Consider the following 23,308-nt stretch of genomic DNA (forward strand, 5'->3'; position numbering starts at 1 on the left):
GTGAGGCTGCCTGCGGCGTGGCCGGTGGGCTGGCCGCTGCGGTCCCGCTGCAGGGTGTCTCGCACGGCCAGCTCGATGAGGGTTTCCCGCGTGGTCACTTCATCGGCCTGACCCTGGGCGATGGCGGCGAGGCGCTGGTCCAGCAGGTAGCGGGGGCCCTGGGCGGGACTCCTTTGAAATTCAGGCCTTGCCGAAGCCTAACAAGTTTTGCTTCCGCCTTAGAGTCAGTTGCTGCCCTGGTATCAATGAAACTGATAACTGAACTTCACGATGAGGGTGGGCGGGGGGATTTCCCTGGGTTGAGCACTTGAAGATCAATGGGGACGAGATAGCCCTCGGCATCTAGAATGAAGTTGCCTGGATGAGTATCGGCAATGACTGCGCCTGTATCAGGATGACGCCACTTGTTATAGCCATCCTTGATATATCCCTGCGCCTCCATCCAAGCGATGATCTGCGGCTCTGTCGGGGAGGTCCCTTGGATGAAAGGCTGCGAGATGATCACAGAGGGGCCGTCTGGACCTTCGACCACGCCTTCAAAGACAATGTCATCTTGAAATAATTCGTTAGACCAAGCGATGTTGTGTAGGTAGTCCACCAAGTTGCCTCGAGCACCAAAATTCGGTGCCTTCGTGGTCTTGATCACACGGCCTGTCAACGGGTGAGCATGAACATGATGTTCGGCTCCGCCTTCCAAGCTCTTGAGGTTCTTCCTTAACTCTTGGAATCGCTCTCCGTGGACGAGCCATCCTCCGTCTCGGGCCCACGATACCAAGGATTCGGACTCGGCACGGATCCGTTCGCCCGCATCTGCGCGTGCATTTCTTCCTGCGTCATTTTCTGCGCGCGCAGTGAGCTCTCGTAGCGCAGCCTGCGCATCTCTTCGGGGGTGGCTACTTTCACTTGAATCGGTTTCATGCATGTAAGGAAGTTGAAGCTTGGATGAATGGTATTCAGATTTAGAACGAGGTCGAATCAAAGATGGAGCTGATCCGCTGGATGGGAGTAGTCCTGGTAAAGTCGGATCTTTCTCGATCACTGTCCCCAGGCTGAGTGGATCGCTAGGGCTTGCATCCCCTGCCTGCGTAGCGCGTGGCTGGGCGAGGTAATCGGTGAGCTGGGTGAAGCGCTTTTCAATCTCGGTATGGCGGGCGGCGGCGGTGCTCAGGCTGCTGAGTTGGAGGAAGCCGCCTAGCTGGGCACGGGCCTCGGGCGGCAGCACGGTGAGCAGGGCATCCAGGCTGCGCAGGGCCTGCTGCTGGGCGCTGGTGGATGTGGGCTGTGCAGCCCAGGTGGCGTGTGCCGTGGCCAGGTGCTCACGCGCACGCTGGAGCAGCGCGGACTGCTGCTCAGGCTGCGTCTGCGCCTGCTCTCCTAAGGCCGCCGAGAGGGCCTCCAAGCGATCGCTGAGGCTGAGGGAATACGTTACGCCTCTGAGAGGCCAGTCAACTCTGCCTGAGTCAATCCCCGCATGAATGATGCTCTCCAATACTCCTCGCTCATGTGCTTCAAACGCGGATGCTGTGAGCACTGCTCTTTGTAGCGTTGATAAGCCGATTCCAGATGTGGCGGGATCGCCCACCATGACGGCTTCTCGGAAGTTGTCTTCGTTGAGTTCTTTTCCTGATTCGTTAATGAATCGCTCATTGGTGAAATCGTATCTCCATTTTCTCGCCTGTTCAATCGCTTTGAAAGCGTTGTCCATTTCCTTGGCAGCGAGGGATGCGATATTTTTGACATCTGAGGTATTACTCCACTGAACCTCTTGATGCGCATGAGGTTTAAGATGTTTGGTCGTTCCCCACCGTAAGGCACTGGCAAAGAAGTTTGAGGTGCGCCGCACAGCGTTGATCTCCGATAAGCCTTGAGGGTCATCACGAATTTGTTTGCCGTTATTATGAATCCAATCCAACGCGGCCTGATAAAGTTGAGAGCCTCCTCCTCCAGAATCTCCCGCCGAATCCGCATCTATCGAATTTATATAGGGATGATCGGTGTTTGCCGCCATCACATCCAGATGACCATTTTTTCCTGTCACACGAAGTTGTGACTGGCCTCCGTAGAAGCTCATGGAAAGTGGCTGCTTGGGGGTTTCTACTGCCTTTTCAATGTCAGTGTGAAGAGGCGATTTTGTTTTACCGTATTGAAACACCTCACCGACGTTGGCTACAGCTTGCCACAGCCTAACAAGGCCAACTGCCTTTGATTCAGAAATTTTTGATCCTAGACTGAATGTGGCCATATCCACATTCATTCGTTGAACCTCCTGCTCCACCCCCGCCACATGGGCGGCTTCTTCGGTGAGGCCGAGGGATTCATTGAGGAAGCCTTCCAGGTCGCCTAATTTCCCGGCGCGTTTCGCCTTCATCAGCCTAGAGGTTTGTTTGAGCACCTCGCGGAAGAAGTCCATCGTCTCTTGCAGCAGTTGCGTCAGCGGGGCACCGCTGGCCTTGAGACGGCGGCGTTGTTCACGCGCATCCTGTTGAGTAGCTGCGCCCACACCGCCCTGGCGTGTGCCGGTGGCCCAGAGGCGCGCTAGCTTGGCATAGGCCTCGAGGGTGGCCTGGGCATGGAGATTGGCCAGGGCGCTGCCGGGGCTGATGGGGCCGGACCGCTCCAGACCGACTTGACATGAACCCATCTTTGGTTAGAATAATAATGCGCTCCCAGATGAGGTGTCTGTGCTGTTTGAGTCTGGGGCTGCCTCGGAATCCCCGCAGATAGGGACCCCTTTAAGGGGCAGGGCCGAGTGAAATTATGCACGGCTTTTGTCGATGCATGAACATAACTCCCGACTTCTTTTGAAGTCGGGAGTTATTGTTTAATCAAGTTCATCGCGCCTTTTCCACGACAGCATTGTCACCAAATCGATAATGGGACATGTCCGGAGCATACTGTGATATGAGAGCATGATGATCTTTCACCACGCCATCCGCAGATGATGCCCATCAGTCGTCTCTAGACCGACTTGACATGAACTGATCTTTGGTTAGAATGACAATGCGCTCCCAGATGAGGTGTCTGTGCTGTTTGAGTCTGGGGCTGCTTCCGAATCCCTACAGATAGGGACTCCTTTAAGGAGCAAGGCGGGGACAAACCTGGCAAAGCAATGCTTTGCCAGGTTTTTTATTGTCAGCGTACCTTTTCAACAACTGCCCCATCGAAGTTATGCCTGGCCATGTTGGGCCGATACTGAGAGACAACACCAAATTGGTCTTTCACAATTCCCTCTTCTACCACCACCATGTGCACACCTTCGGCATAGCTGCGGAAATAGAGTGTTTCATGTCCCTGCCGTACCCGGACTTGAGCCTGTTCGATTGTCTGCTGAACTGCACCGATCCATTGAACTTTAACAGGATCTTCTGTTCGTTTTTCCACTTTTTTATCGCGTTTCTCTCCTAACATATGAGCCGCACGGTTTTCCAGTTTTGTGGGGAACCCACCTGGGCCTTGTGGATTGGCCAGGGTAATCGTTCCGCCCCAAGGATCTTTTACTTTTGGCATAGAACTTAGCCAATTTGCAATGTGACTCACCTTCTCTTGGAATGAGCCGCGTTTCATGGCGTCAAAAATGGGTCGCTTGTCAGAGAGTTTCGGAATAAAACCTTTCGCGCTCATCCAGCGGTGGCCGGGTTTCACGGCAGCCCAGGAGGTGGGTTTGTCCTGCCGGATGGGGAGGCTGAAGGCGAGGCGAGGTTTTTCAAAACCGTCGGCATCCTGCCCGCTTTCACCTGCGGCCAGAGGGCGGCCTTTGATGGCCTGGTCACGCGCCCGCTGGATGAGGGACTCGACCTGGGCATCGAAGCTGCGACCGCGATTGGAACTGAGGCCGAGGCGGGTCTGCCAGTCGGCCACAGTCTCCCGCAGCAGGTGCCAGAGATCCTGCAGGAGGCCGCGCTTTTGCAGAAGGTCTGGCCGCGCTTGCGCCCGCCGGGCGAACCATTCGATGGCGAGGTCTTGGGGATGGTCACGGAGGTGGGCGTAACCTTCTTCCTCCAGGATGGCACTGAGCTCCCCCTCAGGGATGCGCTGGGCGAGCACCTGGAAACGCTGAGCCTGCGCGGGATTCACGCCTAACAAACGATGGATACCGCCCTCTCCCACCCGCTCATGCAGGATCACGCGGGTCACTGCGGCCTGGTCACTTTCACCGGCCTGGAGTTGGATGTTGCTGGCGAGGATGATGCTGGCCCCGGTGCGTCGGTCATAGAAACCTTCGGCACCTTGGATATCGGCGATCTGAGACTCGGTGAAGGGATACTGGCGGGCGTAGTCAGAGGCTAGCAGCGCCTCCACCGTGGTGAAGAGATGCGTGTGCTCATTGACCAGGCCGGGCTGTTTCTGATTTAGAAACCGGGCCGTCTCGGCAAGGGTTTGGCCTAACTGTTCGGAGCTTCCAAGGGTGGTGCCGAGAGTGGCTCCGCTGCCGTCGGGCTGGCTGTAGAAGAGTTTTTTGTTTTGGAGTAGCGTGAATAACTTGTCGCCAGATTCATCAACTGTTCCTCCTGAGGACTGAATGTCCGCAGACTCCGTACGCTCCAGATCAGGCTTTCCAGATCCATTTGATTGAAGCGCTTGTCGTGCAACAAGGGCCCGAGAAAGTGTCGTCGCACCAACTCCGCTATTTCCGGAGTCCAGTCCTGATACGATAGATTTAAAATCTCTTTCGGATAACCTGCGCCCGGTAACAACATTTATGACAGTATCATCTTGCGGATCCCAGCGCAAGTCTTCCAGGCGGGTCTGGCCATGGGTTTGCATCGCGGACCTGACCGCCTCGTATTCCGCTCTGGCCAGTAGATCGACATTGTGATCAAAAGCTTCGCGAGAATCCCCCTCCCGCCAGCCGGGCATGTTTTCAAAGGCCTCGCCCGTTTTAAGATTGATGCCGTTGGGCATCAGATGCCCGGTTGTGCGATGACGCAGGGCGGAAGACAGCATGTGACTGAGATCTCTCTGCTGGGCAATGTCTGAAACAGACAAAGGATCAGGCCGCACACGCAATCCATTGTTATGCGCATAAGTCATGAAAGCTTGAGTGACCAAGTCACCTCCTTGGACAGGGTCATTTTCGGAGACTCGCATCTCTGTCCGGTCCATCCAGACAGTGCCATCTTTGGCATGGAAAAGGTAAGCATTGCCGCCATTTTTCAGATGGATTTGTTCCACCTTGGAGGCGTGCGGGTCTTGGATGGAGAAAGTTTCATCCACAAAGTCCACTTCCTGAGCCAGTTCATATTCTTGAACAATGCCGACCAATTCCTTGCTCTCGCTAGCCGGGCCACGACGGAAGCGATTTTCATTTTCAGCCAAAGCCTGCATGGCCTGCCCTGGGGTGCGGGGTGGCTGGGCAGCGGGCTGTCCCTGAGTCCCTTCACTTTGACTGAACTGCAGGCGGTTCTCTGAGGTAACACCGTTTCCTGCGCGCTGCTGCAGTAGGTCATTCACGAGACGGTGTTGCTCCGGCGTCATGGATTCCGCTGCGGCCTGCCAGGCCTCCTGGGCGGAGGTGAACTGGGCCTGATTTCCCGCCGCATCGGTGACGATGTAGGTTTCATCCTTTTTACGGACGGTGGGCAGAAGGCCCAGGTGGGTGGCTTCTTCAAAGGCCTTTTGCGCCCGCCCTTGCTGCTCTGTCATGGTGGCCTGGTATTCAGCGGCCACGGCGGGATCTCGGCGGGCCCACGCCTCCTGGAGAGCGACACGGGCTCCGTTCACGTCGCCTTTTTGTGCCAGGTCCACGATGATCATGCGGTCAGCCTCGATGGTGCCCGCGCGGGCCAGCAATTCATTCTGAGAGAGCATCTCCTGCACCCCATGAATGTCCCGAAGGGTGCTGCCGCCCACGCCTAACAAGGTGAGGGGGATCATGCCCATGGCTACATCTGCCCGACCTGCCCAGAAGTTCTTCAGCTCATGATCCCAGTCATACCCAGGCACGTCCGACTTCAGCGCCAGCATGAGCGCCGGAGTGGCGATATCTTGTCCCCCCTCCACCAGATTTTCCACACCGTATGTTAGGCCCACACGACCCACCGCACGGGCGATGAGTGCGTTGGTCAGCGGTTGGGTGATCAGCTTTTTCAGCGCGGGCAGCTTAGTCAGCGCCCCACCGCCGATGCCGTCCCCCAGGGCCTGAAGACCACCAGAGAGCCAGGCGATCTGAGACTTGTCCTCGCGGGACATTCCCGGGTATTTCAGACTTAGTTCTGAATACTCCAGATTTTTGTAACCCACGGCCAGCAGAGGCAGCGCCATGCCGCGGGTGGCCACGGTGAGGGCCAGGGCCGTGCCGCTGGTCCCTAAGGTGGAGGCAAACACGTTGGGAACGGGGTCAGCAATGTCGCCGAGATTGTCCATTTCAAACTCGATCCTCACACCTTTCATCTGCCTGGCCTTGGCCTCTTGAATGAGCTGTGTGGCTGCTGCATCCAGAGTGATGGTTTTCCGCTTGTCTAAAAGGGACCGCATCACCAGCGCCCCTCCAGGGTTATCCATCGAAGACATGGACTCTGAGGTAAACTCTTCCATCATGAATTCGTCCACGTATTTGCGTGCATCTTCCACGGTGCGGATGGCGTCTCCACTGAACTTGATCTGACCTTTCTCAGTGACGTTTTCGATGCGTTTTTCCATTCTTTCGCGATCCTTGAGCGCGCCCCTGCCAAAGCGGAAAATGGATTCCCCCATCTGCTGCCAAAACAGCTCCCCCTCTGGGTTTTCAACCACAGTTCCGAAAGGGGCCACTAGCTGCAGGCCTTTTAGCATCTGCCAGGCACCGTGCTTGTAACCAGTGCCCTTTTTTTCTGACTGGATCAAACCCCGTTTTTCCGCATCCAGCCGCATGGTCGCAAGAACCAGGGGCAGATCCCCATCTGGCACGTCTAGGAGGAGTTCTTTCGCACCTTGCAGAAAGGCATCATCACTGTCCACGGCCTTGCCCGTCATGGTGCGCTCCATGGCATCCATAACGCCCACCATTAGCTCCCTATGTGGAGCCAACTTCTTTTCCGTGGCATTGAAGGTATTGAAAAAAGTCTGCTTGGCCTCGTCCGGAGCGTCCGGAGTCGCGGTCTGCCATTCGCCAAAGGCTTTCAGGAGATTTTGATTCTGCGCGGCACTGCGAAAGGCCGCATTGTTGGCGGCCTTCATGGCTTGGTCGGTCCTTTCCTGCTTCTCGAACTGGCCTTGCACCTGGGTGTAAAAGCGGTGCTCATCCATCTCGGCACTGCCGAATTGTCTCAGCGCGTAGTCGGCTTTGTAGAAGTCATGCTGCTCAGGCTTATAATCGGGGTAGAGCGTCTGCAAAAGCTGGACATTCGCATACAGGGCTCGCGCGCGGTTCGCCTCAGCAGGCTCTCCGACTGAGATGGGGGAAGGCACGGCCTCCAGGTTTTTGTAGAGCTTTTCAATCTGCTGAGAGCGCTCGCGCTGCGCAGCCTGCTCCAGAGGAAAAAGGGGCTGCCCGGACTTTTCCTGCTGGGCGGTGTAGTCCCGTAGCCAGGCAGCGGCAGAGGGCTTTTCCTCCTCAGTGAGGAGGTCATATTCATCGCGGATGGTGATGGCATCCTGTTCGAGGAGCAAGGAGGAAGGCATGGTTAGTGGGAGGCGTGCTGTTGGATGATTTTCCGGGTCTTTAAGATTCCTTCATCGATGCGGCGGATCTCTGTGCTGGCGGCTTCGCCATCGCTGTGGGATTTGTATTTCACGGCGAGGTTGACGTAGGTGGCATTGACCTCCTGAAGGCTGGCTTTTGGATGGGCGCCTAACCAATCTTCAAACTCGGCAATCACTTTCTGCTTTTGCGATGCGGCGCGGTGCTGCGCAGCGAGGTCATCCACCATAAAGGATTTAAAGTTGTATCCTTTGTTAGGCTGATTTTCCCACCAGAGGCGGCGTGCGTCTAACTCCTGTGTTTTCACCAGGTCAGGCTCTTTGGTCAGGCGATCTTCTAGCCCGATATTGAGGCTGCTTTTGATGGCATCCACTTCCATGCGGATCTTCGGCGGCAGCTCGGTTCGAATGGAGGCGAGAGGGCCATGCAGCGCGCCATAGTGGCCATTGGCCAGATCCTGGTGTGACTGCTGGTAGATGTTCTGGACCGTCCGGGCGATAGCGGGGGGCTGGGGCTTTTGGCTGCCTGCATTCAGCTTGGCCAGGGCCTTTTCCTTCATCTCTCCGGAGAGGGACATGAGGACCTGTTCTTTGATCAAGGTGTACTCCGGTGAGCCTTCGCGCTGCTCCAGACTGGCGGCTAGGGTGTAGATCTGGGAGGCCTGCACAGGGTCCGTGCTCAGGGGCTCCCAGGCATACCTCTGCAGGTCTTCACGATCTTTTTCCCGGAGGAAGGGATTGTCTTTCAGGCCCTTTGCATAGGCGGGATCGCGCTGGTCAATGAGTGTCCGGAGCGTCTGCACAGACTCTGCGCGTTTTTCCTGCAGGCGGCGTTCGGCGAATTGGGTGAGGTTCGCGTAGTCGGGGCCGGAGAGCTTTTTTTGGTCCAGGCTGGCCCGCAACTGCGCGGGGGCGAGGTGGGGCTGATCTGTGGCTAGGGCGTAGAGTTGATCGTGCGTCTGCTTCAGCTCAAAACGATGCGTGAGGCTGGTGATCTGGGTGCCTTTTTCCTGCTCACTCAGGTAGGGGTTTGCCGTGACGAGTTGCTTGGCCTTGTCCAGATTATTCACCTCCATGGCCCCATTCACCTCAGTGCCCAGATTTTCCAAAGAGCGCATCTTCACCTGGGCATGGCCGGCGGCGCTGGAGCGGCGGGCGTCTTCGCGGGAGAGGTAGCCGGCATCAGCGGCTTTTTTCAGGTGGGCATCGGCGGTGGCGGGGTCGCCCCGTTCAAAGGCGGTGGCGGCCAGGCCGAGCTGGGTCTCGGCAGCTTTGCGGAAGCTGACTTTCGTCACCTCGGTGGTTAGGCCGATCTTTGACTGTGCGGCAAACTGCTGGTAGCTGGTCTGCAGCGTCTCACGCGCGGCGGGGGAGAGATTTTCCCCGAACACGCTTTCCCGCATCGTTTCCAGGCGGCTGGCCCACTCGCCCTCCCAGGTGGTTTCATCGGGGTTCTTTTGCTTCCACGCGTCGAACTCGGCCAGTTGCTGCTGCATCTGCGCCTGCCCTTCGCCCACGCGGCGGATGTTCACGGCCTCGGCCTTTTTCAGGGCCAGGCCGCCGAGGAGATCAGAGGCATTGCCAAAGGCCTGGCCGAGCCGGTCGTAACCGCTGCGGTCGGCCAGCTCCATGGGCAGGAGGGGGGTGGCGAAGTTCGCCGTGGCGGCATTCAGATCCATGATCACGCGCTGGCGCTGGCCCTGCGGGGCGGGGCCGATCTGCGCCTGGGGGACCTGCTGACCATCGTTAAAAAGGGGGATGAGGGGCATGGGTGGGGAGGTGAGTGGGGACGTTTGTCAAGGGGGGGTGGGCGGAGGCCGGTCGGGACTTTGTCAAGAGGTGGTCAAGAGGGTGATCAAGAGGCCTGGCAGCGGGCCTTTAGGGCAGGCCGGAAAAGGCGCCCTGCTGGTAGAAGTTGTAACCGCTTTGGCCCTGGTTCTGGAGATTGCCAAAGAGCGTGGCGGCCCCGGCGATGCGCGTCTGGCGGGCGCTGTTGAGGCCCACGAGGCGATTGATGTTCGCGCCCACCATGCTGTTGCGCGCAGCGGCGATGGCGCTCTGGTCCTGGAAGCCTTGCAGCACCCCGGCGAACTCCGTCAGCGAGGCATTGCTGGACTCCACATCCGCCATGAAGCGCGTCTTGGCGCTTTCCGTGTTGGACTGAAACAGGGCGGTGGAGACGGCCAGCTCCATGGCCCCGGCAGTCTCGGCAAAGACATCCAGCGGCGTGCCCGCCTCCGCCACGCCACTCTTCGCCAGGCGGGCGCGCTGCGCGGCCTTCATGCGCTCGAAGTCATCGCGGCTGCGGCCGGCATTTTCACGCGCGGCGCGGTCGGCAGAGTCCGCCTGCAGGCGCATGGCCTGGGCATTGTTTTCCTGCTGCGCGGCCTGCTGCTCAAAGAGCTTTTGGTTCGTGTCATGCTGGAGTTTGGAGATCTCCAGTTGCTGGCTGGAGGCCTGCATCTGGGCCTGGAAATTCAGGTTGGCGATGCGCTGCTGCGCTGCCGCCTGCTGGTTGCTGGAGTAATACTGCAACCCTGCGCCGATGGCGCCGACGAGGAGTGAACCAATGGCTAGTACGGTCATGATGTGAGAGGGGAAAAAAGTGAAAGCAAGGGGTGGTGAAACGGCCCCCTTTTCAGGCCGTGCGCGTGCCGATGCAGCGCGCCGTGCTGCCCATGTCCTGCCAGCCCAGGGACTGGATGGCCACCCGCGCCAGGGGGGCGATGCAGTGGCCTAACAATAAGCTGTATCCATGCCCTGCGGCCTCCGCCTTTAAGGTGGCCAGCACCGCGGCCAGGGCCGCCCGCGACTGGGCCAGGGACAGGCCGGGGCGCGTGACCAGCCACTCGACGAAGCCCACGCCCACGGAATTGTCCATGTACAGCCAGCCCGCCGCCGTCTCCACCCCGTCCACCAGCGCCACCACGCCCAGGCGCGGCAGCAGGGCCACGGGGATGTCTGGCATGCCATGCGCGGCGCGCCAGGTGGCGAAGAGGGCCGCCTCCTCCGCCACCACCCAGGCCCGCCCCTCACGCTCCTCCGTCAAGACCGTGCGGCAGGTGAGGGGGTGAGGTGTCAAGGGGTTGTCAAGAGAGGCTGTCAAGCCGTGGTCAAGGGAGGGGGTCAAGTCGTGGTCAAGGGTGGGGGTCAAGGCGTGGTCAAGGGTGGGGGTCAAGGCGTGGTCAAGGGAGGGGGGCAAGCCGTGGTCAAGGGAGGCGAGAGGACCGTGGGCATTCGCTTCGCGGCTTCGCACCTTGCCCGCCTCTAAATCCATCGGGAGCGCAGCGACCCTGTCTTCCTCATCTCGGACCTCGCTCGCTACCAATCCAGCGAACGAGGCCTCACTGGGGCGGACGTTGCGGACAGGAGCTCCGAAGGCAGCCGCCAGGCAATCCGCGCTCCCCTCAGGATCCTTCGCCAAAGCCACCTCCGCATCACCAACGACGCCGAGAGGAGCGTGGGCACTCTTGCCCGCGTCTAAATCCATCGGGAGCGCAGCGACCCATCCTTCCCCATCTCGGACCTCGCTCGCTCCCAATCCAGCGAACGAAGGCGTTTCGGGGCGAACGTTGCAGGCAAGAGTGCCTGCACCACTTTCCACCTTTCTTGTTAGGTCATCAGTCGCCATAGACATCCAGTTTCGCGGTGAGGGCCAGCACGTTCAGGGGCAGCGGGTCGGTTTGGCGCACCTGCAGCCGCATGCTTTCCTGGTGGCGGCCTTCCAGGTAGATCTCCTTTGTCCCGGTGAAGAGCGGGACGGCGGTATCCATGGGCATGGAGGTATCGCGAAAATACAGCGTCTCCCACGGTGTGTCCGGCCCGTGGCGCACCTCGCAGCCCAGGGATTTCCACAGTTGCAGCACCGCGCGGTTGATCCTCAAACGGCGACCACGCAGGCTGCCATCCGGCAGGGGCAGCTCCATCTCATTGGGCTCCAGCAGCGCGGTGAAGGGCAGGCCCACCACCACCACCGTGCCCGGCGTTTGCAGCGTGATGCTGCCCCCCGCCACCGTCCGCATGGGATGCACCGCGCCATCCACCAGCACGCACACCTCACGCCCATTCAGGTGGCTCAGGCCCGTGACGGTGGTGACGGGCGTTTCATACTCTTGGGCGCGAGCGGAGTCGCAGCAGATGAGGTAGGGCTGCAGCTCTGCCTCCACCTTATTCCAGTGCTCGGGGTCCATGCGCTCTAGGTAGCGCTGCGTGCCCGCGCTGGTCTGCCGCCGCACGCAGATCCACACCTCATCCGCCGCTGGGGCCTGGCCACTGACGACGGCCACGGACTCCACAAACCCATCCGTCGGGTGCTGGTGCCAGGCCACCACCTCCTGCCCGCGCTCATACGTCATGCCGATGAGCCGCCCATCTCCCGTCACCGCCCACACGATGGCCTCGGGCTTTTGCGCCAGCGCCATCTGCACGATGCCCCCACGCGTGATGTGCTCTGCCAGCAGCGTCATCCGCTGCGCCACAAAGCCATCCTTTTCAAACGAGTACACAAACTCCCTCACAGTGCGCCGGTCCCCCTCGACAAACAGCACCACGTCATTGCTCAGCAGCGCGGGCAGGTAGGCACTGCCAAAGTTTGACTGCGGGCGGATGTTCACCCCCGTGGGTGTGATGGTGGTCTGCGCCGCAGCGCCAGAGGCCACCGCCTCATCCCCCAGCGTGCCCACCATCAGCGCACTCTGCGCCACCAGCCACTGGATCACATTCGGCTTCCCACTCAGCAGGTAGCTAAACGCCGCATCATCCAGCGTGGCATAACGAAAGTGGTCAAAGTCCCCGATGGTGCTGCCCCACAGATTGCGCGGATGCGCCCGGCTGCCGCCATACAAAATGCGCTGCTCAAAAAACGTCACCGTCCGTGGCCAGCCGCGCGCATCACTCCAGGCCGCCTCACGCCACGTGGTGGTGGGCTGCGTGCTGTGCAGTGGCTTGATTACATCCACCTTCACCTGCGTGGGGGAAAGGTACTGCTTCACCATCACATAGCCCTGCGTCTTAGGCTCGCTGGCCTCCAATGTGGCACGGCCATCCGGCGTCGTCGCATCATCAATGATGGAGTCCACAAAGCGCAGGCGAAACAGCGCCTCCTCATCCTGCGTGCCCGTGGGGTTCACGTTGCGATCATTGTTACCAATGTAGGTGCGGATGACCTCCCACGTCGCCCCATCATCGGTCGAGCGTTCCAGGTACAGCGTGCCCGCCCAGTTCTCATACGTGAAGAGCTGCCACTCCCCGATCACCCGCATCGTGCCCGAGACCTGCAAAGGATCAATGCCCTGCGAGTGCCAGCGCGAGGCCCAGCTCGCACCATCGCCCGGCTCCAGCGCCACCGTCGCGGTGTGATTTGAATAACAATAATAGTACCCACCCTTGTTATGCACCTTATCCCCCTCGGTGTAGGCCTTGCCCAGGATCCAGCTCGTGTTGTAGCCCGATTTATAAAGCCGCAGATCAATGGTGGCCACCTCACGCCGATGCGCGATCAGAAAAGGTGACCCCACATGCCCAGGAACAAAAGTATCAGTCGTCGCCGTCAGCGTCTTGTCCTTGCCAGAGGTCGCATCCACGGACAGCTTCGTCTCCGTCACATTCTCATCGTAAAAAACCGGCCACGTGTAGTCCACCGGCAGCAGCGTCCAGGCATCGTCCGCCAGGCGGGAAAGCTTCTGCGGAGGCACATCCGGATGCACCAGGTACATCACATCATTCACCTGACAAAACTGCACCTCAAAAAGCTGCGCCGTCGTGTAGGGCGAGGGCCTTTCATACACCGTCTGCGCCAGCCAGTGGCTAGCCCACAGCGCCCCGGCCCCCGGCTCCGTATCGGACACGGCAATGTGGGGCGCGAGGCAGTAATACATCACCCCCGCCCGCATCACGTAGTCGCCCGGCAGGTGGTCATGCGCCTTGCTCGTCCACATCGCCCCCTCCACCGGGGCCGCCACCGTCGTCACCGTGCGGGCCGTCCACACCTTGCTGTCGTAGCGCACCTTCGCCCCCGCCACATACGCACTGGCCACCCAGTCAGACCGCAGCTCCCACGCCGGCGTGGTCCCGGGCGACTTATGCACCAGGTCCCCCTGTTTCCAAAAACGCACATAGCCCCCGCCCATCTCCACGATGAGGCTGGTGCTCTCACTGAACTGGAAATCAATCAGGCGTGTCACATCCGCCACCTCCGCACTTTTCGTTAGGCCGCGATACACCAGCCCTGGCCGCGAATGCGCCCCGCCAAAGGTGCGCGGGATGAAGTTCTGCATCTTCCGGCAGCCGCTGCGGTGCTTTTGCACATCCGTGCGGGCCTCCAGCAACGGAGAAAATTCGCCCGAATTGAACGAGTTGATCAGGACGTGCGCGCTCATGCTTCCGTGCGTGGGAGGTTGCTGCCCGCCAGGCGTGCGCCCAGCGTGCGTGAGGCGTGGATCACCCCGTCCATGTAGCTCTTGCGCGGTTTCGTTTCGCCCGCATCCACCCGCACCGCCAGCGGCCGCGTCAGCCGCTCATACTCCGTGCGCAGCTCCTGCGCCTTTCCCGCACTGCCCGTCAGCGCCACCGCCAGTTTGCTGGCCAGCAGCACCGTCAGCGCCTCGCAGAACAGCGGGTCAAATTTCTCCGTGTCCTCGATCCGCGCCACATACCGCACCTCCGCCGCCAGCTCATCCGTCAGCAGCTTCCCGCCTTCGATCTCATACTCCGCGCCCTCCTCCTCCGTATCGCCATTCAGCGACAGCACCCGCAGGCAATCCGTAGGCAAGCTAAACTGCCGCGCCCAACCAAACGCCGGGGCCTGCGCCAGCGCCGAAAGCACCGCCCGCGCCCGCGCAAAATTCCACCGATGCGCCCTCAGCACCTGATCCCGCGTGGGCGCAAAAAGCACCGCACACTTCCGTGCCGGTGTGTTCGCATCCCCCAGCGCCATGATCCGCGCCTCCCCCAACCGGAGCAGCGCCCCATTGCAAATATCCACAGGAGTCATAAGTCAGAAAAGTATCGTTTGTTAATCCATCTCAAATTCCGTCCGCCACCTCCCCGTACAGTATTCATCACTCTCCGAGTGATGCCGTCCGCCCCAGCCAAGCCCCGTCCGCCATGGAGCGCACGCGTCCCGCGTGCTGAGTTCTGCGTCCTCGCGGAACTCCCATCTAGCGCCACGCCCGGCCTTTGCACCCACCCCGAGAGGACCGTGGGCACTCCAGCCCTCAACGTCCGCCCCAGCCAGGCTCGTCCGCCATGGAGCGCACGCGTCCCGCGTGCTGAGTTCTGCGTCCTCGCGGAACTCCCATCTCACGCCCCCGCCCGCCCCATTGCACCCACCCCGCTGCGCATGGGGACAATGCGCCCTACCTTGGCCGCCCTACCTACCTTCCCCTTCCCCGCGCCCTGGAAGGGCGAAAGCCATTAGCCGGGGGTGAAGGTGCGCAGCACCGAGAACCCCCGGATACCCACCTAACTAAAAGCGCATCAAATCCGCCGCGCCCTGGAGGGGCGCGAGAACCCCCCGTCCACCCCATCTCACACCCCCTTCTCCCCGAAGCGCGGGATTCATTCCGCAGCCGCTCATCACCACCGCCATCCGGCCTGCCACACCGCCTCCCACAGAGACAGGGGAAGTCATCAGAGGGCAGCCCGCATCACATCCGCGACGAACCACAGCGGAATGAATCCCGCGCTCCAGCCATTTCAGCTTTCCAATTTCAGCTTTCCAAATTTCCATCTTTCTCCCCCGAGGGGAAAGGGGCAAACGCAGGACCTGGGAAGGGCGAAGAAGTGCCCCACGTTTGCCCCAGACGGCCACCGACCTCACTCCTGCACAAAGGCCAGGAAAAACCGCAGGGTCTGCCCCGCAGCCAGGCCGGTATGGGCCGTGATCTTCGCGCGGATCACCCCATCCGCAGGCACCGCCACCTCGAGGTCCTCAGAGGCAAAGGCGATCCCATTCGCCGTGTGGGCATCCACGGCCCCCACCAGCGTCACATCCGCTGAATCCACCAGCGAAATCGAAACAGCCGAAGCCGCGCCAAAATGAGCCACACGGCTCAGGTGCGGCACCAGCTTCAGGTTCCCACCCGCAGGCAGGCGCACCAGGTTGATCGTATCACCATTCGCAGGCGTCGCCGCCAGCGTGTACGTCTCCGTAAAGCGACGCACCTCACGGTTCAGGCCAAAGCCCTCCGGCAGCCGTGCAGGCACCGAAATCTGGGCCTGGTAAGTCAAAGAATCAGTCAAAGCAGACATAGTCGTTCGTTAAAAAAAAGTTGATAAAAAAACAGAAGCATCCTTGGTTAGGCGTTCGGCAACGCACAGTCAATGCCCACCACCAGCGCCTCCTCCATGCGGGTCGCCCCCAGGTAGCCGGAGGAATAGACCTGCAGGTCATAGTTCTGGTCCGTCAGCTCATCCATGCGCGAATCCCGCCCGCCCTCATTGAAGCGCACCCCGCCATACATCCAGGCCACCACGCGGCGGATCTTCGGGTCCGTCGTCGGCGTACTGCCCGGCAGCGTGCCATCAAACAGCGTCGTCTTCTGGATCTTAAACCCACCCAGCATGTCGGAGCGATCCTCGATCACATCCAGCACACGCGAGCGCAGATTCGTCTCCTCCGGCGCTACCGAGTCATACACACTTTCCAGATCATGCGGCGTGCACGCCAGCACCACCTTCCGTGCATCCGGGGAAAGATGACTGTTCTGCTGCAGCAGCACCAGCGCCCGCACGATCTTTCGATACGTCAGCCCCGCCACAGCACTGCCCAGCCCATAGTTTTCCTCCACAATGTTCGCACTGCCCAGATTCACCGTCGCAGAACCCGCCAGCTTCTCCCCCTCATAGGCCGCGCCCAGCGCCGCCGTGAGGATCACGCGATCACACAAACGGTTATACCCATTTGCGTGAGACTCCACATACGCCTGGGACAGGCCCGTTCCCGCCGCCCCCATCTTGCGTTTGTCGATCTTGTCCATCACATTCGCCAGCGTATAGTCATCATTCGTGATGTGGCGGAAGGACAGCGGCGCCTCCTTGATCTTCGTTTTCTCACGGCGGCCCGTGCGCTTGGTGAACTCTTGAGAACCGATGCGCTGAAAGCGCTCCGACTCGCCCGAAAAAGATTCCCGCATGACATACGGGCCGAAAAGACAGCCCTTTTGTTGGGCCAGGTGATACCAGTCCGTAGCGAACTGAGTTTGATAAGCTTGAAGCTCTGAAGGACTCATAAAAAAAAGAGAGAGATGTAAAAAGATGGAAGATCACTTCCCATCGGCTCCGGTTGTCGCAAAACGCGGGCATCGCCTCCGGCTGTCTCATCAGTCCGCCGGGATAACCAAAAGGATAAACGAATCCTCAAAGCGCCACAGACCACTCGACGCCCCCATCATCCCACTCGGAACTAGAACCGTCAACAAGAAAAAATAAAGAAGTCAGTGTTCCGTGTTCAGTGTTCGGCGCGCAGCGCCATGGAGCGCACGCATCTTGCGTGCAGAGTTCTGCGTCCTCGCGGAACTCCCATCTAGCGCCCCCGTCCGCCCCCTTGCAGTACAGTACTCATCACTCTCCGAGTGATGCCGTCCGCCCCAGCCAAGCCCCGTCCGCCATGGAGCGCACGCATCCTGCGTGCTGAGTTCTGCGTCCTCGCGGAACTCCCATCTAGCGCCCCCGTCCGCCATGGAGCGCACGCATCCTGCGTGCAGAGTTTCGCGTCCTCGCGGAACTCCCATCTAGCGCCCCCGTCCGCCCCCCTGAATCACCCCCAAACCTGACGGCGGGACGCCGTCACACCTTGAACCCCTCCGCCTCCGGTCGTTCTCGAACACTCCCCCCTCTCCCCCCACCTGCTGGCGCAGGCAGCTACGGCCTCGCCCCCCCTTCCCCCGCCCCGGAGGGACGAAAGAAAAATAGCCGGGGGTGCAGTGAGGCACGAGCGCCCCCCCGGAACCCACCTAACTAAAAACGCATCACCACCCGCCGCGCCCTGGAGGGGCGCGAGAAAGGAGCCCCCCCATCACCCGCCCCTCAACAAATCGCGTGACATTGGCGCATTATTTGTTAGTATCGGAACTAGAACCTTGTGCTTTCTTTTCATTTTATGCTAACGGGATCTCAGATGAAGTTTTGTGAGGGCATCGTCTCTGGCCTCACGGGAGTGGCGGCGTGGCGGGCGGCGTATCCAGACTGCTCGGGGGCGGGGGCGGCCTCCACCGCCGCCTCGCGCGCCCTGAAACGGGCCGCCATCCAGGCCGAGATCGCCCGGCTGCGCGAGGTGGCGGCGGGCCTGGCCGGCAGCGCGGTGCTGACGCTGGTGGAAAAGCGCCGCTTCCTGGCCGCAGTGCTGCGCACCCCCGTGGGCGAGGTCACGGCCGAGTCGCCCCTGGCCCAGGAATACAAGGAGGATGCCAAGGGCGTCACCGTGAAACTGCCCTGCAAACTCCGCGCCCTGGAGCTGGATGCGAAGCTGGCGGGCGACTTCCGCGAGGAACCGCCCACCGGCGAGGCCGTGGATGCCCTCACCCGCCTCATGCACCAGGTGGGGAAAGAAAACGCCGCCGAAAGCTCCACGCCCGCGAGCCCCACACCAGCCAGCGACGAGGAAGAAGCCGAGGCCGCCTAACCAAAAGCGCGTCCCCAGGACCGGGGCCCAGGACGCGGTGCAAAAGCATGTAGCCACCCGCACCAGCAGGTGGCCCGCGTAGCTGCCTGCGCCAGCAGGTGGTCTGGGAAGAGGTTAGGTCTAGAGCGAAAGGCAATGCGAAAACCCCACCGAAGCATGAGGAAAGAGCAAGTCGCCGACCGCATCCCTCGGAGTGCGATGAATATTGCACCCGCTCCACGGGGCGTACCTGCCTGCGCCAGCAGGTGGTCTGGGAAGGTGGATAGGTCTAAAGCGCACACCCCTGTTCAAACCTCCGCCCACATCAGAAAAGTCAGGCGAGTTAGAAACTCGCGCTCCCTCCCGCAGCCTGCGTGGCGTCAACCAAAGAAAGGAACACGCGAGATCCGAGCCCCCTTCTCGCGCCCCTCCAGGGCGCACCCTTTTTTGCCACATCGTTAGTTATTCGCCAACCCGGGGGTTCCCGCTCGCCAAGCCTCGCTCCACCCCCGGCTACCTTCCATCGCCCCTCCAGGGCGAAGCAAATCCACCCTCGCCCCCATGTCAACCCACGCACCCCCAAAAACTCCCCTCCTGTGAATCCTGTCATCTTGTTAATCCTGTAAAAAACGCCTCACCCCTCGCCTAACCAATCATGATTCCACCCCCTCCCGCGTCTTCCGCCCCACCCGGGTTTGTCCTCCCAGACCGTCCCGCGTGCAGGACGTGACTACAATACACGGAACCCCAACCACAGCCAACCACAGCCAACCACGCCAACCACAGCCAACCACAGCCAACCACAGCCAACCACAGCCAACCACAGCCAACCACAGCCAACCACAGCCAACCACAGCCAACCACAGCCAACCACTGCCAACCACTGCCAACCCCTGCTCAACGCGCGAAGCGCAACCTCCCCCACCCATGAACCTCGCAGATCCCTTTTGGCGGCTCCAGCACCTCTACGCCTGCAAGCGTGAAGGCAGCGGCGAGTCCGTCCCCTTTCGCCTCCGGACCGAGCAGCACGCCGTGCTCCACCGCCTCCTCACCCGCCCCGAGGTCCCCCTTTACATCGTCAAAGCACGCCGCCTCGGCCTCTCCACCGGCATCGGCATCGGCATGGTGGACCACATCACCTGGAACTGCGGCGCCACCGGTCGCCTCATCGAAAGATCGCGTGAGCTCGCCGGGGAAAAGATGGTGGACATCCTCCGCTTTGCCTACCTCAGCCAACCGCGCGAAATCCTCGAACGCCTCGAGGTAAAGCACAAAGACAGCCCCACCATCCTCGATCCCAAAATGATCGGCCTGGAGGAGGAATCCCGGTCCAAACTCCTCGCCGGCATGTCCGGGCGCGGCGGCGACTGCTCCTGGCTGTGGGTTTCCGAATGGGGCCCCATCGCCCATCAGGACCCCCGCCGCAGTGCCGAGATCCGCACCGGCGCCCTCCCCGGGGCCCGGCGCGGGCGGCGTGTCGTCGAGACCACCTGGATGGGCGGCAAAGGCGGCGACCTCTGGGACCTCGTCAAACCCCTCCTCGAGGGCGACCCCGAGGCCGTCGGCGAAGTACTCTTCTTCCCCTGGCATGGCGATCCCCAGTGCATACGCCTCGACGGCGGCCCCGTAGGCACCGACCAAGAAGACTACTTCACCACCCTGGGAGACCGCCTGGGCCGCACCTTCACCCGCGAACAAAAAAGATGGTACGTCGTCACCGCCAAAGAACAGGGCATCTTCATGAAACGCGAATACCCCTCCACCCTCGAAGAAGCCTTCAGCGCCCCCGTCCAGGGCGCCATCTACGCCGCCGCCGTGGACCGCGCCCGGGCCGAGGGCCGCGTGGTCCCCCGCCTGCCCCTGGCCGATGTCCCCGTGCACACCAGTTGGGACCTCGGCGCCCCGCAAAATGCCCCCTGCTGGATGTGGCAGGTGGTCGGGCGGGAGATCCACCTCATTGACTACGATGTGGGCATCGTGGGAGAGACCATCACCGCCCGCGTCGCCCGCCTCCTCGCCCGCGGCTACGCCTACGGCACCCACTTCTTTCCCCATGACGCCGCCCAGACCGAGCGCAGCGGCCGCACCTTCGCAGGCGAAGCCCGCACCGCCGGCCTCGGCCGCATCGCCATCGTCCCCGCCACGCGCGATGTCTGGATCGGCATCAATGCCCTCCTCGGCCTCTTCCCCAGCCTCATCTTTTTAGAACCCCGCACGCGCCCCGGGATCGAAGCTCTCGAGGCCCACCACACCCGTGAGGAAACCACCTCCGGCATCGTCAGTGACGCCCCCGTGCACGACTGGTCCATGCACCCCTGCGACGCCCTGCGCACCCTGGCCGAAGCCGCCCGCGCCGGCCTCATCAAACTAGGCCCCCTCCCCCCCAGCCCCACCGCCGAAGCCCCCACCTCCCGGCCTACCCATCGCCCCTCACTGAAGCGCAAAGCCATCATGAGCGTGGGCTAGCGAAGAGGGAAATACACAAGAGGAAAGCAGAAAAAAGAAACCACAAAGCAGAAGCCAAAACTGGGATACCCACGAGCCTCCCGATGCCAAGCCTAACCAAAAGCGCGTCAACTCCACTGCGCCCTGCAGGCACGCGCAAAGCCTCCGTCCGCTGTACAGTATTCATCACTCTCCGAGTGATGCCGCCCGCCCCAGCCAAGCCCCGTCCGCCATGGAGCGCACGCGTCCCGCGTCCCGCGTGCTGAGTTCTGCGTCCTCGCGGAACTCCGTTCTAACGCCCCCGTGCACCCGCCCCAAACCTGACGGCGGGACGCCGTCACTCCTTGAACCCATCGGCCTCCGCCCGCCCGCTCCCCGTACAGCACCCATCACTCTCCGAGTGATGCCGTCCGCTCAAGAACGCCCCGTCCGCCCTGGAGCGCACGCATCTTGCGTGCCGAGTTCTGCGTCCTCGCGGAACTCCCATCTCACGCCTCGTCCGCCCTCTTGCACCCGCCCCAAACCTGACGGCGGGACGCCGTCACACCTTGAACCCTCGGCCTCCGTCCGCCCACTCCCCGTACAGTACTCATCACTCTCCGAGTGATGCCGTCCGCCCCCGCACCCACCCCGCTGCGCATTGGGACAATGCGCCCTACCTCCCCCGCGCCCTGGAAGGGCGAAAGCCATTAGCCGGGGGTGAAGCGAGGCTCGGCGAGCGAGAACCCCCGGACACCCGCCTAACCAAAAACGCGTCCACACCCCTTTTTCACGGCTCGGGATTCGACGATTCCTTTAAGTTTCTAAAATATTCGTCACGCTTACGGCGAAGCTCTTCAAGACGCTTTTCCACTTCTTCAGATTTCGGCTGATTTTCCATTTTTGGCTCGTCCTTCTTCAAGGTATCATTGCTTGGCTTGGGCAAATCGGCAGGTGAGGATTCTGGATTCTTCTCAAAAACATGTAAGTCAGGGTTTTCATGCTCACTGATAGTCTTGATTTCTGGTTCAGAAGCGGCCGCATTAACCATTTCTAACGACACCTGAATCATCTTATCAATTTCAGATGCATGGTCATAGTAATAGCAACGCACTGCTTCTGGCATACAGCCCTGATACCTCACCATCATTTTGTCTTTATTCTCGGGCTTAGTGCGCTTTATCTCCTCTGCCATCATCTCTAAGATAAGCTTCCGATATTGAATGGTACCAATGTCTGCTTTCCTGATCCAAAATCTGGAAATCCGATGGGCATGATCTGGTGCTAACTCTTTCAACTCCATCCAACTGCTGGGGCTCTCTCCAAGAAAAAGGACTTTGACCATCTTCCAATCAGAATCAAATTTTAGTAAAGAGTCTTCATGAATCTCATCAGTGTCCGAACCATGGGATATCGGACTCAAAATCAGGAACAGCAGCAAGAGCAGAATGTGGCGCATTTAAAATAACTACACTCGTTGTCAATAGGTCTCTTTGTTACTATCTCCGCCGGATAATCCGTTTTTTCAGAAATCCTAGCTACCCCAGGCAAGTCCACCCCCCCGCCCCAGAGGGGCGACGGAAAGTAGCCGGGGGTGTAGCGAGGCTTGGCGAGCGAGAACCCCCGGACACCCGCCTAACCAAAAGCGCGTCCACACCCGCCGCGCCCTGGAGGGGCGCGAGAAGCCCACCCCGGCCCCCACATCCACCCCCTCCACTCCTACCACGCCGAAGGCCCGCAGACGGAGCGCGAATATCCTATTCGCCTAGCCCTCCCAGCGCGCCCGGATTCCATACCCGCCGCCATTCGCTAAGAGGCCCCCCCATCCCCAAAAATCCACGCTTCGAACCCTCGATCCGCGTGTGTTTTCCCCGGTCCCCGTTCCCCCCTTTCCCACCCCTTCCCGCGAGCCCGCCAAACTGCGCCACCCGACCAAAGTCAACGGTCAAAAAAACCCTCCAGTAATACCGCCAAACACTGGTCAAAGAGTGATGTTCACGCGAACATAAACCCATGTCAGACAGCGCACCGCCCACCAGCCCCCACCGCAGCCCGCTGCCCCGTGGCCACCCCTGGGGCCGCCTGCGATAAACCGCGCCCCGGGGCACCAAACCGCCCCTCATTCGCCCCCTCCATCCTCAGCTCCCACAAAGCCCCCCTCCCCCTCTCCCAGGAAGGGCGAAAGCCCATAGCCAGGGGTGGAGCCAGGCACCAGCGAGCCCCCCAGTCCCCAGCCTAACCAAAAACACGCCCACACCCGCCGTGCCCAGGAGCCGCGCGCGCCCCCCCCCCGCTCGCTGAAACATCCCCACACATCCCGTTAGGCCACCCCCCCAGACCGTCCCGCGTGCGAGACAGGACGACCATGCACACCCCCCAATCCCCACCCCAACTCCCCCTCCTGTTAATCCCGTCAATCCCGTCAATCCCGTCAATCCCGTCAATCCCGTCAATCCCGTCAATCCCGTCAATCCCGTCAATCCCGTCATCTTGTTAATCCTGTAAAAAAACGGCACCCCACACCCTCCCAACCACCGCTCAACCACGCCAACCACGCCAACCACGCCAACCACGCCAACCACCGCCAACCACCGCCAACCACCGCCAACCACCGCCAACCACCGCCAACCACCGCCAACCACCGCCAACCACCGCCAACCACCGCCA

12 protein-coding genes are annotated in these 23,308 nt (G+C 60.8%); 2 read left to right on the forward strand and 10 right to left on the reverse strand.

All coding sequences use genetic code 11. The features are described 5' to 3' along the window. Positions 1-265: 265 nt before the first annotated feature. From HNQ64_RS23595 to HNQ64_RS23635, 9 genes are all read right to left on the reverse strand, one after another. Positions 266-2,641 (reverse strand): putative polyvalent protein kinase domain-containing protein, encoded by a 2,376-nt coding sequence (locus HNQ64_RS23595; protein WP_184213307.1) that lies wholly within the window; start codon positions 2,639-2,641, stop codon positions 266-268. A 491-nt stretch (positions 2,642-3,132) separates the two neighbouring features. After that, a complete protein-coding gene (locus HNQ64_RS23600; RefSeq protein ID WP_184213309.1) occupies positions 3,133-7,599 on the reverse strand; it encodes a hypothetical protein in 4,467 nt (1,488 codons plus the stop codon). Positions 7,600-7,601: 2 nt separating this feature from the next. Next, a complete protein-coding gene (locus HNQ64_RS23605; RefSeq protein ID WP_184213311.1) occupies positions 7,602-9,386 on the reverse strand; it encodes a hypothetical protein in 1,785 nt (594 codons plus the stop codon). A 109-nt stretch (positions 9,387-9,495) separates the two neighbouring features. Further along, positions 9,496-10,203, reverse strand: coding sequence for a hypothetical protein (locus HNQ64_RS23610; protein WP_184213313.1), 708 nt, complete (start codon positions 10,201-10,203; stop codon positions 9,496-9,498). A 52-nt stretch (positions 10,204-10,255) separates the two neighbouring features. Further along, positions 10,256-11,107: a hypothetical protein gene (locus HNQ64_RS23615; RefSeq protein WP_184213315.1), complete on the reverse strand. Its 852-nt coding sequence runs from the start codon at positions 11,105-11,107 to the stop codon at positions 10,256-10,258. A 130-nt stretch (positions 11,108-11,237) separates the two neighbouring features. After that, positions 11,238-13,994: a hypothetical protein gene (locus HNQ64_RS23620; RefSeq protein ID WP_184213317.1), complete on the reverse strand. Its 2,757-nt coding sequence runs from the start codon at positions 13,992-13,994 to the stop codon at positions 11,238-11,240. After that, positions 13,991-14,608, reverse strand: coding sequence for a hypothetical protein (locus tag HNQ64_RS23625; protein WP_184213319.1), 618 nt, complete (start codon positions 14,606-14,608; stop codon positions 13,991-13,993). The genes HNQ64_RS23620 and HNQ64_RS23625 overlap by 4 nt, the downstream gene beginning before the upstream one ends. An 824-nt stretch (positions 14,609-15,432) precedes the next feature. Further along, a complete protein-coding gene (locus tag HNQ64_RS23630; protein ID WP_184213321.1) occupies positions 15,433-15,867 on the reverse strand; it encodes a hypothetical protein in 435 nt (144 codons plus the stop codon). A gap of 47 nt (positions 15,868-15,914) precedes the next feature. Then, positions 15,915-16,847 carry a phage capsid protein gene (locus HNQ64_RS23635; RefSeq protein ID WP_184213323.1) on the reverse strand — a complete coding sequence of 311 codons (933 nt, stop codon included), beginning with the start codon at positions 16,845-16,847 and terminating at the stop codon, positions 15,915-15,917. A gap of 869 nt (positions 16,848-17,716) precedes the next feature. Here HNQ64_RS23635 and HNQ64_RS23640 point away from each other — a divergent pair. Both HNQ64_RS23640 and HNQ64_RS23645 read left to right on the forward strand, forming a co-directional pair. Further along, positions 17,717-18,238 (forward strand): hypothetical protein, encoded by a 522-nt coding sequence (locus HNQ64_RS23640; protein WP_184213325.1) that lies wholly within the window; start codon positions 17,717-17,719, stop codon positions 18,236-18,238. A 906-nt stretch (positions 18,239-19,144) separates the two neighbouring features. Next, positions 19,145-20,683, forward strand: a complete 1,539-nt coding sequence (locus HNQ64_RS23645) for a hypothetical protein (RefSeq protein WP_184213327.1) — start codon at positions 19,145-19,147, stop codon at positions 20,681-20,683. 748 nt (positions 20,684-21,431) lie between these two features. On the opposite strand, the gene HNQ64_RS23650 is transcribed toward HNQ64_RS23645, so the two are convergent. Beyond that, positions 21,432-22,100, reverse strand: coding sequence for a hypothetical protein (locus tag HNQ64_RS23650; protein ID WP_184213329.1), 669 nt, complete (start codon positions 22,098-22,100; stop codon positions 21,432-21,434). Positions 22,101-23,308 lie beyond the last annotated feature (1,208 nt).

The organism is Prosthecobacter dejongeii (genome assembly GCF_014203045.1).
Lineage (GTDB): Bacteria > Verrucomicrobiota > Verrucomicrobiia > Verrucomicrobiales > Verrucomicrobiaceae > Prosthecobacter > Prosthecobacter dejongeii.

What these genes read in the sequence shown, in the direction of transcription:
- HNQ64_RS23625 (WP_184213319.1), bottom strand. Translation starts at nt 14,608, where the DNA reads ATGACTCCTGTGGATATTTGCAATGGGGCGCTGCTCCGGTTGGGGGAG.
- HNQ64_RS23640 (WP_184213325.1), top strand. Translation starts at nt 17,717, where the DNA reads ATGCTAACGGGATCTCAGATGAAGTTTTGTGAGGGCATCGTCTCTGGC.
- HNQ64_RS23595 (WP_184213307.1), bottom strand. Translation starts at nt 2,641, where the DNA reads ATGGGTTCATGTCAAGTCGGTCTGGAGCGGTCCGGCCCCATCAGCCCC.
- HNQ64_RS23650 (WP_184213329.1), bottom strand. Translation starts at nt 22,100, where the DNA reads ATGCGCCACATTCTGCTCTTGCTGCTGTTCCTGATTTTGAGTCCGATA.
- HNQ64_RS23615 (WP_184213315.1), bottom strand. Translation starts at nt 11,107, where the DNA reads ATGGATTTAGACGCGGGCAAGAGTGCCCACGCTCCTCTCGGCGTCGTT.
- HNQ64_RS23635 (WP_184213323.1), bottom strand. Translation starts at nt 16,847, where the DNA reads ATGAGTCCTTCAGAGCTTCAAGCTTATCAAACTCAGTTCGCTACGGAC.
- HNQ64_RS23620 (WP_184213317.1), bottom strand. Translation starts at nt 13,994, where the DNA reads ATGAGCGCGCACGTCCTGATCAACTCGTTCAATTCGGGCGAATTTTCT.
- HNQ64_RS23600 (WP_184213309.1), bottom strand. Translation starts at nt 7,599, where the DNA reads ATGCCTTCCTCCTTGCTCCTCGAACAGGATGCCATCACCATCCGCGAT.
- HNQ64_RS23605 (WP_184213311.1), bottom strand. Translation starts at nt 9,386, where the DNA reads ATGCCCCTCATCCCCCTTTTTAACGATGGTCAGCAGGTCCCCCAGGCG.
- HNQ64_RS23610 (WP_184213313.1), bottom strand. Translation starts at nt 10,203, where the DNA reads ATGACCGTACTAGCCATTGGTTCACTCCTCGTCGGCGCCATCGGCGCA.
- HNQ64_RS23630 (WP_184213321.1), bottom strand. Translation starts at nt 15,867, where the DNA reads ATGTCTGCTTTGACTGATTCTTTGACTTACCAGGCCCAGATTTCGGTG.
- HNQ64_RS23645 (WP_184213327.1), top strand. Translation starts at nt 19,145, where the DNA reads ATGAACCTCGCAGATCCCTTTTGGCGGCTCCAGCACCTCTACGCCTGC.